Annotated in this window: 12 protein-coding genes and 1 pseudogene; 12 read left to right on the top strand and 1 reads right to left on the bottom strand. The window is 35.6% G+C overall.

What is annotated here, in order from left to right; genetic code table 11:
* Positions 1-189: 189 nt before the first annotated feature.
* A complete protein-coding gene (locus V4538_08225; GenBank protein ID MES2381012.1) occupies positions 190-1,518 on the bottom strand; it encodes a metallophosphoesterase in 1,329 nt (442 codons plus the stop codon).
* Positions 1,519-1,627: 109 nt separating this feature from the next.
* Here V4538_08225 and mtgA point away from each other — a divergent pair, with 109 nt between their 5' ends.
* The 12 genes and pseudogenes from mtgA (at position 1,628) to V4538_08165 (ending at position 14,312) form a co-directional block, all read left to right on the top strand.
* Complete coding sequence (gene mtgA / locus V4538_08220) at positions 1,628-2,359, top strand: monofunctional biosynthetic peptidoglycan transglycosylase (protein MES2381011.1); 732 nt, start codon at positions 1,628-1,630, stop codon at positions 2,357-2,359.
* A 724-nt stretch (positions 2,360-3,083) separates the two neighbouring features.
* A pseudogene (locus V4538_08215) lies at positions 3,084-3,245 on the top strand (VOC family protein).
* 129 nt (positions 3,246-3,374) lie between these two features.
* Positions 3,375-5,435 (top strand): N-6 DNA methylase, encoded by a 2,061-nt coding sequence (locus V4538_08210; GenBank protein MES2381010.1) that lies wholly within the window; start codon positions 3,375-3,377, stop codon positions 5,433-5,435.
* A 29-nt stretch (positions 5,436-5,464) separates the two neighbouring features.
* Positions 5,465-6,910 carry a restriction endonuclease subunit S gene (locus tag V4538_08205; protein ID MES2381009.1) on the top strand — a complete coding sequence of 482 codons (1,446 nt, stop codon included), beginning with the start codon at positions 5,465-5,467 and terminating at the stop codon, positions 6,908-6,910.
* A gap of 2 nt (positions 6,911-6,912) precedes the next feature.
* Positions 6,913-7,755, top strand: a complete 843-nt coding sequence (locus V4538_08200; protein ID MES2381008.1) for a hypothetical protein — start codon at positions 6,913-6,915, stop codon at positions 7,753-7,755.
* 279 nt (positions 7,756-8,034) lie between these two features.
* Positions 8,035-8,523, top strand: a complete 489-nt coding sequence (locus tag V4538_08195; protein ID MES2381007.1) for a hypothetical protein — start codon at positions 8,035-8,037, stop codon at positions 8,521-8,523.
* Between the two features lie 46 nt (positions 8,524-8,569).
* Complete coding sequence (locus tag V4538_08190) at positions 8,570-9,742, top strand: tetratricopeptide repeat protein (GenBank protein MES2381006.1); 1,173 nt, start codon at positions 8,570-8,572, stop codon at positions 9,740-9,742.
* Positions 9,743-9,752: 10 nt separating this feature from the next.
* Positions 9,753-10,451 carry a hypothetical protein gene (locus V4538_08185; GenBank protein ID MES2381005.1) on the top strand — a complete coding sequence of 233 codons (699 nt, stop codon included), beginning with the start codon at positions 9,753-9,755 and terminating at the stop codon, positions 10,449-10,451.
* Positions 10,452-10,574: 123 nt separating this feature from the next.
* The gene (locus V4538_08180) at positions 10,575-11,660 is read left to right on the top strand and encodes a two-component regulator propeller domain-containing protein (GenBank protein MES2381004.1); all 1,086 of its coding nucleotides are present in this window, start codon (positions 10,575-10,577) and stop codon (positions 11,658-11,660) included.
* Positions 11,661-11,808: 148 nt separating this feature from the next.
* Positions 11,809-12,924, top strand: a complete 1,116-nt coding sequence (locus V4538_08175; protein ID MES2381003.1) for a two-component regulator propeller domain-containing protein — start codon at positions 11,809-11,811, stop codon at positions 12,922-12,924.
* Between the two features lie 48 nt (positions 12,925-12,972).
* Positions 12,973-13,782 (top strand): hypothetical protein, encoded by an 810-nt coding sequence (locus V4538_08170; protein ID MES2381002.1) that lies wholly within the window; start codon positions 12,973-12,975, stop codon positions 13,780-13,782.
* Positions 13,783-13,892: 110 nt separating this feature from the next.
* Positions 13,893-14,312, top strand: coding sequence for a DUF1801 domain-containing protein (locus V4538_08165; GenBank protein MES2381001.1), 420 nt, complete (start codon positions 13,893-13,895; stop codon positions 14,310-14,312).
* The last annotated feature ends 85 nt before the right edge of the window (positions 14,313-14,397 follow it).

Below are 14,397 nucleotides of genomic sequence, written 5' to 3'. Positions count from 1 at the left end.
TGCATTGCTTTTGTAAAGTGTATGCGTAGTTCTTAACTAAAAGCTTACAAAGTGTTTGTTTGGTAGAGACGTTGCATGCAACGTCTCTACATGTTGGTTATGTCGATTGGAGCTTGAGTAGAAGGGAGCTTGAGCGTAGCCGAAAGCTCGAGTTTTCGGCTACGCTCAAACTCCGTCCGTTTCTACAAACTAGCTATCTTTGGTTAAAGTAAAAACGGTTATTTCCGGTAAAATACCTACACGGCCGGGGTAACCTAAAAAGCCAAAACCACGGTTTACATACAACTGCTGGTTACCTACTTTATACATACCTGCCCAGTGCGGGTACATATATTGCGAAGGGCTCCATTGAAAGCCTCCTATTTCCACACCAAACTGAAAACCATGTGTATGTCCGCTAAAGGTAACATCTATGTCCTTATTGTCTATAGAAACTATTTTATCAAAATGGCTTGGATCGTGTGATAGTAATAATTTAACAGGTACATCGGGCATATTGGTAGTAGCTTCTTCTACATTACCATACTTAGGAAAACGGCCTTTATCGCCCCAGTTTTCTACGCCTATAATACCTATGCGTTGTGAGCCTTTGCTTAAAGTAGTGTGTTTGTTACGCAGTAAATGCCATCCCATATCGGCATGTGCTTTTACTAAGTCGTCCATGTTTTTTTGTTTATCGGCAGGGCCTTTCCAATCGCTGTAATAATCGCCATAATCATGATTACCCAAGGTTGAAAAAACACCCATTGGTGCTTGTATTTCAGCAAACATATCTTGCCAAGGGTATAACTCGTCTGTTTTATTGTTTACTATATCGCCTGTAAAAAATATTAAGTCAGCATTCTCTTGCTTTACCATTTGTACACCTCTGTAAACTGCATCTCTATTGGTAAAACTTCCGGTATGTATATCGCTTATCTGAACTAGTTTTAAACCTTCAAAACTTGATGGTAAATTGGGTAAATACAACTGTACTCTTCTTACTCTGTAGTCGTAAGCGCCTTTTACAATGCCACGGGATAAAATAATAAAAGGAACGGCTCCTACCATTAAACCGGTGCGTGCTAAAAACTGACTACGCGTAATTTTTTCTTTTTCTTCCTCTTGTTCCTCATGTATATGTTCCAGTACTTCTGCCTGTGTGGGGTCGTCCACACTCGTAACAGTTTCTACTGCTTTGGGTGCTGTTATTTTTCTATACGTTAGTTTAATGAGTCGTTTTATATCATCAAAAAATAAAAATATACATACTACTAATTTGGACAAATAGGTAACAAAGTAAAAACCGGAGAAATAAGAACGGAAGGTAGTTCCGGTATCAAGCCCCGGAAAAACAAAACTCAATAATAAAATACTGGTAACGGCTATTGGAATACTCCAATATATCCAGGCAAATATTTTACGGGTTAATGGTCTTTTATTTCTCACCAAAGCTTTTATGGCTTGCCATGAGTACCAATCAATGAGAAAGGCAAATGCAATAAGAATTAAAGTGAGTCGTATTTTAAAGGCGAGCATTGATTTTTATAATAATTTTTAAAAAGAACACAAATAAACACTGCTTTGTACATAAACACAAATAGAGTTTACGTAATGATTTTGTAAACTTGCACCGCACATTTAAATTTTGGGACTTAACAAACACATAAAAGGTATTAAAGCTAAACTGGTTCAGTTAAAAGACTGGACACTTAAAGTGCTTACGCTTACTTGGCAGTATAGCTTTATGCTGATAATACTGTACCGGGTTATGCCTATACCAATGACGCCTCTTCCTATAGTGCGGGTGTTCCAGCAAATAGGTGGCAGCGATGAAGTGCGTTTAAATAAATCGTGGCGAAATATTGACTATATAGGCAATAATATGGTAAAGGCGGCTGTGGTAAGCGAGGATTTAAAGTTTTTTGAACACCACGGTTTTGATTTTGAACAAATATATAAAGCCATTAAAAGCCGCATCAATGGCGGACGAAAATTAAGGGGTGCCAGCACCATCAGCCAGCAAACGGCTAAGAATTTATTTTTTACTCCGAGCAGAAGCTGGATACGGAAAGGGCTTGAGTTTTATTTAACGGTATGTATTGAGGTGCTCTGGACCAAACGCAGAATTTTAGAGGTGTACTTAAATATTATTGAAATGGGTAATGGTATTTATGGTGCGGAAGCGGCTGCACAGTATTTTTTTAATAAGAGTACGGATAAGCTAACCAAGCAGGAGGCTGCGGCTATTGTGGCCTGTTTCCCTAACCCAAGGCGCTGGACAGCCAATAAACCATCGAGGTATATTCAGCGTAAGCAAATGATTATTGTGCGCTATATGAACTACGTTAAAATACCCTGGGGCAAATCAGCCAGGTAAGGGGTTCATTATTTTTGCTTTATTGTCAGTTTGATTGGGTTTTCGGCTCCGCTCAAACGCCATTCAACCTTTGTTCAAACTCCATTTACAATCCGCTCAAACACCAATCAAACCCGGCTCAACATACTATTCAGAGGCTTTTGTATTTAATCTACTATTGGTTTATAGAAAAGCATCTGCATGGTGAGTTTGAGCGTAACAGGCCGGAGTTTGAGCGTAGTCGAAAACTCGAGCTTTCGGCTACGCTCAAGCTCCAATTAAACGCTGCCCGATAAATCCCGATAACTATCGGGACGCCTGTACGCATATGTATATTCCGGAAATGGGTTTGGCGGGTGGTTTTGGTGCTGTTTTGGGAAAAATAAGGGCTGTTTTTAGTGAAATTTTTAGGTACAGGCAGAACGAACCCAGAACGAAGGAAAAGCGAACCTAAAACGAAGGCATTTTGGAGGGCCTTTTTGGGTAAAACAGGCTGTATGGCGGTGGTGGTTTGGGGCCTGCGGGTATATAAAAAAGTATATTATTGCCTGTTTGATGGGGTCGTTTGGTGATTGGTTTTTTACCTCTTTGAGGGAAACTAATTTTAACAGGGGGCCTATGCTTTAAAAACGGGTAAAAGGTATTTATTTGTAAAAGGAATGGATAGAAGGTCTGCCTATAGGCTATGAATGCGGATTGATAAGAACAGAACCCTATAAACGAAAACAGCATAAACAATTAAACAATGGCAGCAAATAAATTACTCAGAATGGATAATATGAGCATTGTGGTGGAGTCTCTCGACAATGCTATTTCGTTTTTCTCGGAGATAGGCCTGAAGCTGGAAGGCAGAATGCTTATAGAAGGAGAATGGGCCGGGCGTGTTACAGGGCTTGGTAACCAGTGCTTTTGTAGAAATTTGAATTTATCAAAGTCCACCTAGTATTTGATTGAAAATTTGAAGGCAACTTTGGAACAAAAACGCTTTAAAAAACTACTTTTACAGACAGAAATTTAACAACAAGAAATTCAAAATATGATTCTATCAGATATACTCAAGGACTCCAACTATAAGCTAACACAATTCAATAAAGAACAAATTTTACGACTTGAAGAAAGCATTTTCGTTAAAGATATCAAGGACAAATCATCAGCTTATGTTACTTGCCTTGTGCGTAAAAAGGAAATTAAATTGACACCAGAGGAAGCAGTTAGACAACTCTACGTTTTAACACTTCAAGAGGAGTTTGGTTACTTACCTGAAAGAATGGAACTTGAATACGCTGTTACTTTTGGTAAAGAAAAAAAACGTGCCGACATTGTAGTTTTTGACAAAGACCAAACAACAACGCCTTTCATAATTGTTGAACTTAAAAAACCAAAACTTAAAGACGGAAAAGACCAATTAAAAAGCTATTGCAATGCGACAGGTGCACCAATTGGAATTTGGAGCAACGGAGAATCAATTTCGTTTTATCACAGAAAAGACCCAAATTATTTTGAAGATATTCCGGGTATTCCAAGAGCAGACCAAAAGCTTTCTGATATTTTAGAAGAACGCTGGACAATTGATGACTTAATAAAAAAGGACAAACTTGTTACCGAAAAAAAATCTTTGAAAGACAAGATTTTAGAGATGGAAGACGAGGTATTAGCAAATGCAGGAGTTGATGTATTTGAGGAATTGTTTAAGCTAATTTTCACAAAACTATTTGACGAAATGGAAAGCGGTAGAAACCGCAAACGCCATTTAGAATTTAGAAATTACGGTGATACAGAAACAGAATTAAAATCTAAAATCCAAAGACTCTTTGACTTAGCTAAAAAGAAATGGGAAGGAGTATTTACAGAAGATTCAAAGTTAATGCTTACTCCTTCGCATCTTTCCGTTTGCGTAGCATCATTAGAAGGCGTTAAATTATTCAATTCAAATCTTGACGTAGTTGATGAAGCATTTGAATACCTAATAAACAAAAGTAGCAAAGGAGAAAAAGGACAATATTTTACACCACGTTATGTAATTGATATGTGTGTTAAAATGTTGAATCCAAAAGAAAGCGAAACAATTATTGACACTGCCGCTGGCAGTTGCGGTTTTCCTGTTCACACAATCTTCAATGTTTGGGAGCAACAACTAAAGAAAAGAGGAATTCCCAAAAGCCATTTGTTTACAGCAGAACAGAAACTACCCGAACAAACAGACTATGTAAATGACAAAGTATTTGCAATTGATTTTGACGAAAAAGCCGTTCGTGTTGCAAGAACCTTAAATTTAATTGCAGGTGACGGACAAACCAATGTTTTACATTTAAACACATTAGATTACGAACGTTGGGATGAAAAAACATCAGATGAAGAATGGACAGATACATACAATGATGGATGGAAAAAATTAAAAAAATTACGCAAAGACAAAAACAGCAATAAAGAATTTGACTTTGATATTTTAATGGCAAACCCACCATTTGCAGGAGATATAAAGGAAAGTAGAATTTTAGCTAAATACGAATTGGGCAAAAAATCTGACGGCAAATATCAAAATTCAGTTGGTAGAGATATTTTATTTATTGAACGTAATCTTGACTTTTTAAAATCAGGTGGACGAATGGCAGTTGTTTTACCCCAAGGACGATTCAATAATAATAGTGACAAACATATTAGAGATTACATTACAGAACATTGCAGAATATTGGCAGTTGTTGGACTTCACGGTAATGTTTTTAAACCACACACAGGAACAAAAACAAGTGTATTGTTAGTTCAGAAATGGGATGATAAACTTTGTCCAAAAGTTAAGGACTACCCTATTTTCTTTGCCACAATGCAAGAATCAAGTAAGGACAACAGCGGAGAAAAAATTTATGTTCGCAAAAAAGACTTTCCAAAATCCGCAGAGAAAACAAAAAACAATGTAGTAAATGATCCACCGGCACACTATGAGGAAACGCCAAATAATCTTGATGAATTTTTATTAGATACTCACGGGCATTTAATTATCAAACACGACCTTTTTAATCACGATGGTTTAACAAAAGATGGCATTGCAGAAGCATTTGCTGAATTTGCAAAAAAAGAGAAACTCAGTTTTTTTCTCTAAGCCCTTTTAACGAAGCAAAGTATAAGACTTTGTTAGAAGGGCTGGAAATAACTATTATTAATAAAAGTCAAATTTTAGACGACAATTCGGAATTCCGTATTGATTCTGAATATTATAAAGCAGAGTACCTTCAACTGTATAAGAAATTAATAGAAACTCCAATCCTCAGTGAATTGGTTGATATGTCAGACCTATCAACAAACGGTTCGTTTGCAACAGTTGCAGAAATTATTCACGACAATAAACCAAAGGTTATTCCTTTCATTCGTTCTGGAAATACTGGAGACACTTTTATAAATAAATCTGAATTAGAATTTATTTCTAAAGAAGCACACGACAGACTTCCAAAATCCACAACACATTTACACGACATTATGATGGCTCGTAAGGGCAAAATTGGAGGTGCATCAATCATAATGCCTGAAGATGTAGATTTTAATTGCAATGAAAATGTTATCAAACTAAACATTAGAGACAAAAAGAAGATTAATCCTTTTTATTTTACTGCATTCTTCAATTCAAAATATGGTTTAAAACAAGTAGAGAGATTATCCACAGGAAATGTTCAACCTTGGGTTAGTATCTTTCAAATTAGAAAATTAAAGTTATTCGTTCCGTCAACGAACTTTCAAAATGCAGTTGAAAAATTAATTGTTGAAGCACACAGTCAAATCCAAAGAAGTAAAAAATTATATCAAGAGGCTGAAAATATTTTGTTTGACGCACTTGATTTAAAAGATTTCGTTCCCAACACCGAGCCAATTAATATCAAATCATTCAAGGATTCCTTTCAAAAAACTGGAAGAATTGATGCAGAATACTATCAAAAAAAATATGAAGAAATCGTAAATCATATTACTGTACAAAAATACAACGTTCTAAAAAATATTGTTAGTATATCTAAATCAATTGAGCCTGGTTCAATTCATTATTCAGAAGATGAAGGAATGAATTTTTATAGAGTAGCAGATTATAATAAATTCGGACTAAACAAGCCTGCCAAAAAGTTAACAAACTCATTTGTCAATACCAACCTTGAACAAATTGAAAAGTTAAAACCGAAAAAGGGAACAATATTGTTTTCAAAAGACGGTAGTGTAGGTACTGCATATTTATTAAGAGAAAATTTAGACGGAATTACTTCTGGAGCAATTCTTCAATTAAAAATTAAAAATAATAAAGAACTAATACCCGAATATTTGACACTTGTTTTAAATTCTAAACTTGTTCAAATGCAAGCAGAAAGAGATTCTGGAGGCTCGATAATTTTGCATTGGAGAAAAGAAGAAATTGAAAATGTTGTTGTGCCAGTAGTTGATTTTCCAATACAGAAAAAAATATCTGATTTAGTTGAGCAAAGCTTTCAATCAAAAATTAAAAGCGAAAACATTTTAAAAGTTGCAAAAGCCACAATTGAAATTTCAATTGAAAAAAGTGAAGGCAATGCAATCAAATTTATAAAAGAAAACTTCTAAAAATGGCAGTAACAACAGAAAATTTAAAACGTTGGATAGAGCAGTCGAATATTGACTACGTTACCTATTTTATTAAAGCTTGGATCCCATTTAATGCTTGGTATAATTCACATTTCCCTGCACTTGATGGCGAAAGAGCAAAAATTAATGCTACCAAAAACAACGCTAATCCAGTTAGAAATGGCATAAGTGCATACTTAGAAAATGATGGACAAGAAGGTGAGAATTTCAGAAGCTATCTATCTGCATTACATCACGGACTTCAAAACCACATTTTGACAAGTGAAATAGGCGTAATATCTTTTCACGAAATAATAAAGGAAAGTAATCCTAAAAATATAGTTGACAACGAAACTATAAATAGAATAAAGTACTATTTAAAAAGGGAAGACAGCAGAAGACTTGGCGAAATAAATAAGATTCAAGTATTTCTTAAAGACCATACAAATACGACATTCTTTCAATACGAACACACCTCATACGATTTTGAACATTTAAAACTAATTTCAACGGCACAAGCAAATTTTGAAAATCTAAGTGCAAGACAAAAGGAGCAAGTAAGAATTTTCTTTTTACAACTGCACCCTATTATTACGACAAATGCAATAGAAACAAACATACAAGAGACTCCAAAGAATTACTACAAATGTGATTCATACCATTTCAAACGTGACACAGTTGACAGCTATTGTAGAGGAAATTATGTTTGTAAATCTCTTATTGAAACTTTGTATCAACTTAGAAACATTTTATTTCACGGAGAACTTATTCCGTCAGACGGTATTCAGCCAATTTATAAGAACGCATATTTTTTATTGAAAATGATTTTAGAAAAAGTAAAATGAAACCAACTCTATTAGTAGGTCTTTTGATTTTTTTTGTTTGGCTCTCCGTTTTCAAAAAAGCAAATATACTACCAAACGTACCTAAAAATTAACTACACCTAACAGCACATGTGCAATAAACAAGGTTTGTGATAAAAAGCTTACCTATTGAAACATTAGTAAGACCCTAAGTTAAGAACAAAAACGGAGACGAATAACTATTTAGAAATAGATACCCAAAATGAAGTTACAATCTTTCCATTTATTTGATTTTCTAACCGAACACCAGCCGATAACAACATGAGACCAACAATTATAAAATACTCCTTACTATTATTGGTGGGACAACTAATATGCTGGTGGATATTCTTTTTCTCACCATTCGATATTCCGGAAAAAATTCCCTATACACCAATTAATATTAGCGGCTTAATTTTAGTAGGACTTTTGTTAAGCCTATTAATTTTAGCCCAAAAGAAATGCATAAAACTACAACCTAAAATAAGCATCATGAAGCTGACTCTTTTGGGCTCCTTCATTTGTTTTTCTTCCGAAGTAATTTTCCAAACGGTACGGCAACCAACGCTAATAGCTTACACCCTAAACGAACACGTTTATTATTTTTTATTTGGTGTTATTGGCATTACGTGCTTTGGGGCAATATTATCGTTTATGATAGCATTTCAATTAAAGACAAAAAAAACAAAACAGTTAATATTAATGATTATTGGCTTCATTGTTCTAACAAACCTTATCCAATATTTCTTCCCAACATTTAAAGGGCAATAATTAATTAAAAGTACATGATAAATGACTTTACTAAAATAAACACCTAATGGCAGTATTTCTTTCTATACTTCTATTTTTTGCTCTGCTTGCGCTTATCACAAGACCATTTACAGTTCTGTTTCACGAACTTGGACATGCGATACCAGCTATTCTAATGACAAGACAGACCGTTTCGATTTATATAGGTTCTTATGGTGACCCGAAAAAGAGTTTACATTTTAGTATAGGCCTTTTAGATATTTGGTTTAAGTATAATCCGTTTTCATGGCGAATTGGCCTTTGTGTTCCTTCAGCAGAAAAAATTTCCATAAAAAAACAAATCATTTACACTTTAACAGGACCACTAACATCATTTACAATTGCTATAGTTACTTGTTATTTAACATTTGCATATGACCTACACGGTTTACTGAAACTCATTCTCATTATATTTCTTGTTTCCTCAATCTTTGACTTGTTTGTGAACATTATACCAAGTAATGAGCCACTACAACTTTATGACGGCAAATTAGTTTACAATGATGGTTACAGACTAAAACAACTGTTTTATTACAAACGTTTACCGAAAGAGTATGAACAAGCTACTGAATTATATAACCAGCAAAAATTTGCAGAAGCTGCTACTCAATTTAAAAACATACTAAGAAATGGAATAAAAGACGAATACATTTACAGATTAGCAATTGATTCTTTGCTTAAAGTAAATAACTATAAGCAAGCGAAAGAATTATCTGATGAGTTTATAGTCCATTGCAAGCCCAATTCTGATGACTATGCAAACCTGGGTGTTTTATACTCCCAATTTGACCAACATAATAAAGCATTAGAGTTTTATGAAAAGTCATTACAGTTAGATCCTGATAATAAATATTCATTAAATAATAAAGGATTTACATTGAACTTACTCCATAAATTTCAAGAAGCTATTATGCTTTTTGACAGAGCGATAGAAATTGATAACACATTTGCTTATTCTTACAACAACAGAGGCCTTGCAAAAATAAAAATTGGAAAAGAAGAAGAAGGACTTGAAGATATAAACTATTCATTCAAGCTTGACAATAATAATTCATACAGTTATCGTAACCTGGGTATTTATCATCTTGACAAAGGAGAATATTCGAAGGCACTTGAATTATTTAGAAAAGCAAAAGAACTTGATAGTACAACACACATGATTGACGAACTAATTAAACAAGCGCAAAACCGTTATACCTAAATTACCCACTATGAAAGACCTCTCCTCTGCTATGCAAACCATTCAAACTGTCTCTAATTTTGAAGAGCTTGTTGCTACGCCTTTTGAGGGCGACAGGAATGCCATTTGCTGGACACGTCAACTAGCGGGTGATTTTGCGGAGATTGTTAAGCAGGTAACACTAAACGGAAATATAACGGAATTGGATGAAGAGGCACTTTTGGACATGAAGCTGAGTGAGCAGGGACAACTTGCCCGCGAAGTGCTGTTAAACGATATGAAGCTATTGAAAGCGCATGGTGCCTCACCCAGCCTGAATATAATTAAGTGCTATGAGCGGGATGATGAAAACCCGTTTTTTCCAACGGATGTATATTCATTTCATGTGGACCGCTCGCCTGTACCAACGGATACTTTTTTATGCACGTATTATGGTGAGCCAAGTGAAGTAGTACCCAATTCACAAGCGGAACAGAAAGTGCTTGTTCCGGCCATTCGGGAGGCGCTTAAAAAAGAATATGGTGGAGCAGATGCAGCCTTTGAATTGTTTTTAACAGAACATTTCCTGGATTTACACTACCAAGCCAAACCTAACGCAAGCCCTGTTAGCTTAGGTATTGGTCACTTATGCCGCCTGGCGGTTGACCATCCGGAAAGTCACGTGCTTCCTTGTATTCACCGGGCACCCAATGAAAAAACAGGGCAGCACCGCTTGTTATTGATCTGTTAAAGGGGCAGGCTGGCTACTTAAAACAGGATATTTATACAGATATTTGTTTTAGCAAAGTTTGCTAATAAACACTGACAGGTATTGGTGTAACTTAAAAACAACTGTAACAAAGTAACTATAACAATGACTCCATTTAAAAACTTCCTCTTATTTTTACTGTTTGTGTTTTTTACATCATCGTGTAACGGACAAACAACCACAGAACAATCAAATGAAACGGTTGCGCAACAACTATCGTTTACCAGCAACCATATAAAGCTAACCAAAACACAAGGCACAACCGAACATCAAAACGTACATTGTAGCCTGCAGGACAAAGATGGTAATATTTGGTTTGGTACAACTGGTGAAGGTGTTTATAAATACGATGGAAAAGAATTTACCCAGTTTACAAAAAAAGATGGTTTAAGTGATAATAAAGTCTGGTCCATTTTAGAAGATAAAGAGGGCAATATTTGGTTTGGTACGGACAATGGATTGAGTAGATACGATGGCAAAACAATTTCAAAAATTCCGATGATGCTATCTAGCCCCGGTGCATTGGGAACAACAACATTACAATCAGGCAATGCGGTATGGGCTATTATGCAGGATAAAAGCGGCATTATTTGGTTTGGTACTACACAAGATTTGTATTGCTATGATGGAAAATCTTTCAGCCGGTTTTTAGATAAGACTAACATTACAAACAAACAAAATCTTCAACTTAAATGGATTCAGTCTATTTTACAAGATAGTAAGGGTATTATATGGCTTGGTTCAGGACCCATTGCAGAAGAAGGGGTTTTGCGTTTTGACGGAAAATCTGTAACCGGTGCTAAACCCAATGGTGACGGATGGATAAGATATATAGTAGAAGATAAAAACGGACATATATGGTTTAGTGGAAGACACAACGGAGTATTCCGTTACGATGGCCAAACATTTAAAATTTTTACTGAAAAAGTAAATATTGGTTCTGCTATTTTTAAGGACAATACCGGAAATATTTGGTTTGACGGAGGTGAAAAAGTAAACTCGATAGAAAGCATTGGTGGTTTATGGCGTTACGATGGAAATACTTTTAAAAACTTTTCAACTAAAGACGGTATGGGGAAAAATTCCGTTTGGAATATGTTTGAAGACAAAAACGGCAAAATTTGGATTGGAACACGAAACTGCGGCCTGTATCGATACAACGGCCAAACATTTGAAACATTTTCAGAATAATGAAAACGAGTTGAAAATATTGTGCTTGTTGATATGCGGGAAACAAGATGATAAAATCATTCTTATAAATAAGTTAGCGGCAAAAATGGGTGTTAGTATGTAACCTTGAAAACAACCTAAAAACAACAGTAATAAAGTAACTATAACAATGACTAAATTTAAAAACTCCATCTTCTCTTTACTGTTTGTATTGGTATTTTTTACATCATGTAACGGGCAGACAATAACTGAACAATCAAATGAAACTGTTTCGGAACAACTATCGTTCACCAGCAAACATACAAAGCTGAGCAAAACTCAAGGCTCAAACGAATACCAGCAGATAGGTTGTAGTTTAAGGGACAAATCGGGTAATATTTGGTTTGGTACCACAGGCGAAGGTGTTTACCGATATGATGGAAAAGTATTTACGCAGTTTACCAAAAAGGACGGCTTGTGTGGAACGGGTATCTTTTTCATACTAGAGGATATATCTGGCGACATCTGGTTCGGCACAAAAGAGGCAATATCCCGTTTTGATGGAAAAAAATTTACAAACATATCAATACCCGGCTCTGTTGGAAGCAGCTCTCTACCTAATAATTCTTTCCATAATACCCCATCAACAAAAAATGAGCTATGGAGTATGATGCAGGATAGAAGCGGTAAAATTTGGTTAGGCACCACTGATGGTATTTATTGCTTTGATGGAAAAACATTTACCCGCTTTTTAGATAACAAAAACATACTAAATACAAACAACGTTTCTCTCAAATGGACACAATGTATTTTTGAAGATAAAGCAGGAAATATTTGGTTTGGCTCCTGGGTACTTGCCAATGAGGGTATTTGCTGTTATGACGGAAAATCAATAACCCAATACAAACCTTATGGAGAGGGATGGGTTCGTTCTATCATGGAGGATAAAAATGGCACCTTGCTCATTGTAAGCAGACACTACGGTGTATGTCGTTTTGATGGCAAAAATTTTATCAACTTTACAGCAAAAGGAGGCATTCAAAATGGCTCTATTAATGTGGCCTTTGAAGATAAAGCAGGAAACCTTTGGTTTGGAACTGAGTTAGGCAGTGGAGAGCTTAATGAGCCCGGTGGACTATGGCGTTACGATGGCAAATCATTTACGCGGTTTACAAGACAAGAGGGTTTGTGTCACAATGGTGTATACTCCATTGTGGAAGATACTGCAGGTAACCTTTGGATAGGCAGCAGGAATACTGACTTATGCCGTTACGATGGAAAAACCTTTACCCGTTTTTCAGAATAAATTACTTTTGCAAAGAGCAAGTGAACAGTTAAATACCAACAGACAAAAATGAAACTGCTTGACAAGACAACAAAAAGACTTCTATCGAAAGAGGCAGCACTAAGCAGTATGAACTTGGGTGTTGGCTTGACATTTCTTCGTAGGCATAATTTTACCCAAATCGGGTTCATTTACCAATCATTTTTCTCGCTAAGTGTCGGACTTGAGAGATTGATGAAACTTATACTTGTGTATGAGCATATTTATGTAAACGACACTTATCCAAAACAAGAGAACATAAAAAATTTTGGACACAACTTAACACAGTTGTTTTTAAAAGTGAGAGAACTTTCAACTAAGTATTCTGCTGACAGACACTTCAACAGTATTGACGAACAGGACCTTTGCATAACCATCTTGCAAAACCTATCTGACTTTGCAAAACAGAACAGATACTCACACCTTAATCAGCTAACTGGTAATAACACAACAGACGACCCTTTAATTAGGTGGGAAACTGAAATAGGTGCTGTAATAGTTAATAGATATTACCGACCAACAAAAAACGATAGAGTTATGACGGCTTTAGCATCAGTTGTTGCAGAAAACTCAATTGTTAGACATACATCTGAGAGTGACAATGATATAACTGACTATAATCAATTGACAAAAAATGGTTTACATGCAGAGACAAAGCAGAAATACGGACAGTATTTTACCTTTATGATTATTAAAGCCCTTTGCGAATTACAAATAAACCAAAGCTACCAATCACAAACAAACATAGCATTACATGAGTTCTTCACAACCTTTAGAGTTGAACCCAACTACGCACTTAAACGAAAATCATGGAACCCATATTCACCATATAAATTTTAACTGCTCACATGCAACAACTGATAAATACGAACAGAGAAACATGAACTGCTAACAAATGATTTGCAACAGTAACAAGTTTATAACACTAACAAAACAACCTATAATTATACATGAACGTACAAGAAGAAATAGAAACCTATATTAGCAGTCAACCGGAAGCCAAACGCAGCGACATGGAAACGTTGCACCGCATGATTATGGAAGTAGACCCTGCGTGTAAATTATGGTTTTTGGATGGTAAAAACAGTGAAGGCAAAGTTGTTTCTAATCCTAATATAGGCTATGGTGCTTACACCATGAAATATACTGATGGATCAACAAGGGAGTTTTACCGGGTTGGTTTGAGTGGTAACACCAGTGGTATATCTGTTTATATTATGGGTATTGATGATAAAACATACTTAGCAGAAACGTATGGAAAAGAACTGGGCAAGGCTAGCGTAACAGGGTATTGTATTAAGTTTAAAAAGCTGAAGGATATTAATATGGAGGTACTGAAAACGGCCATACGCGATAGGTTTGAGTCGTAGTATCTATAGCTATCGGGATTAATGTCATGTCGAGCGTGGTCCGATAGCTCGAGTTTTCGGCTACGCTCAAACTCCGGCCTGATCC

This window comes from Bacteroidota bacterium (genome assembly GCA_040388375.1).
Classification (GTDB): Bacteria; Bacteroidota; Bacteroidia; order UKL13-3; family UKL13-3; genus JAAFJM01.
This window is presented reverse-complemented; position numbering and strand designations above follow the sequence as displayed.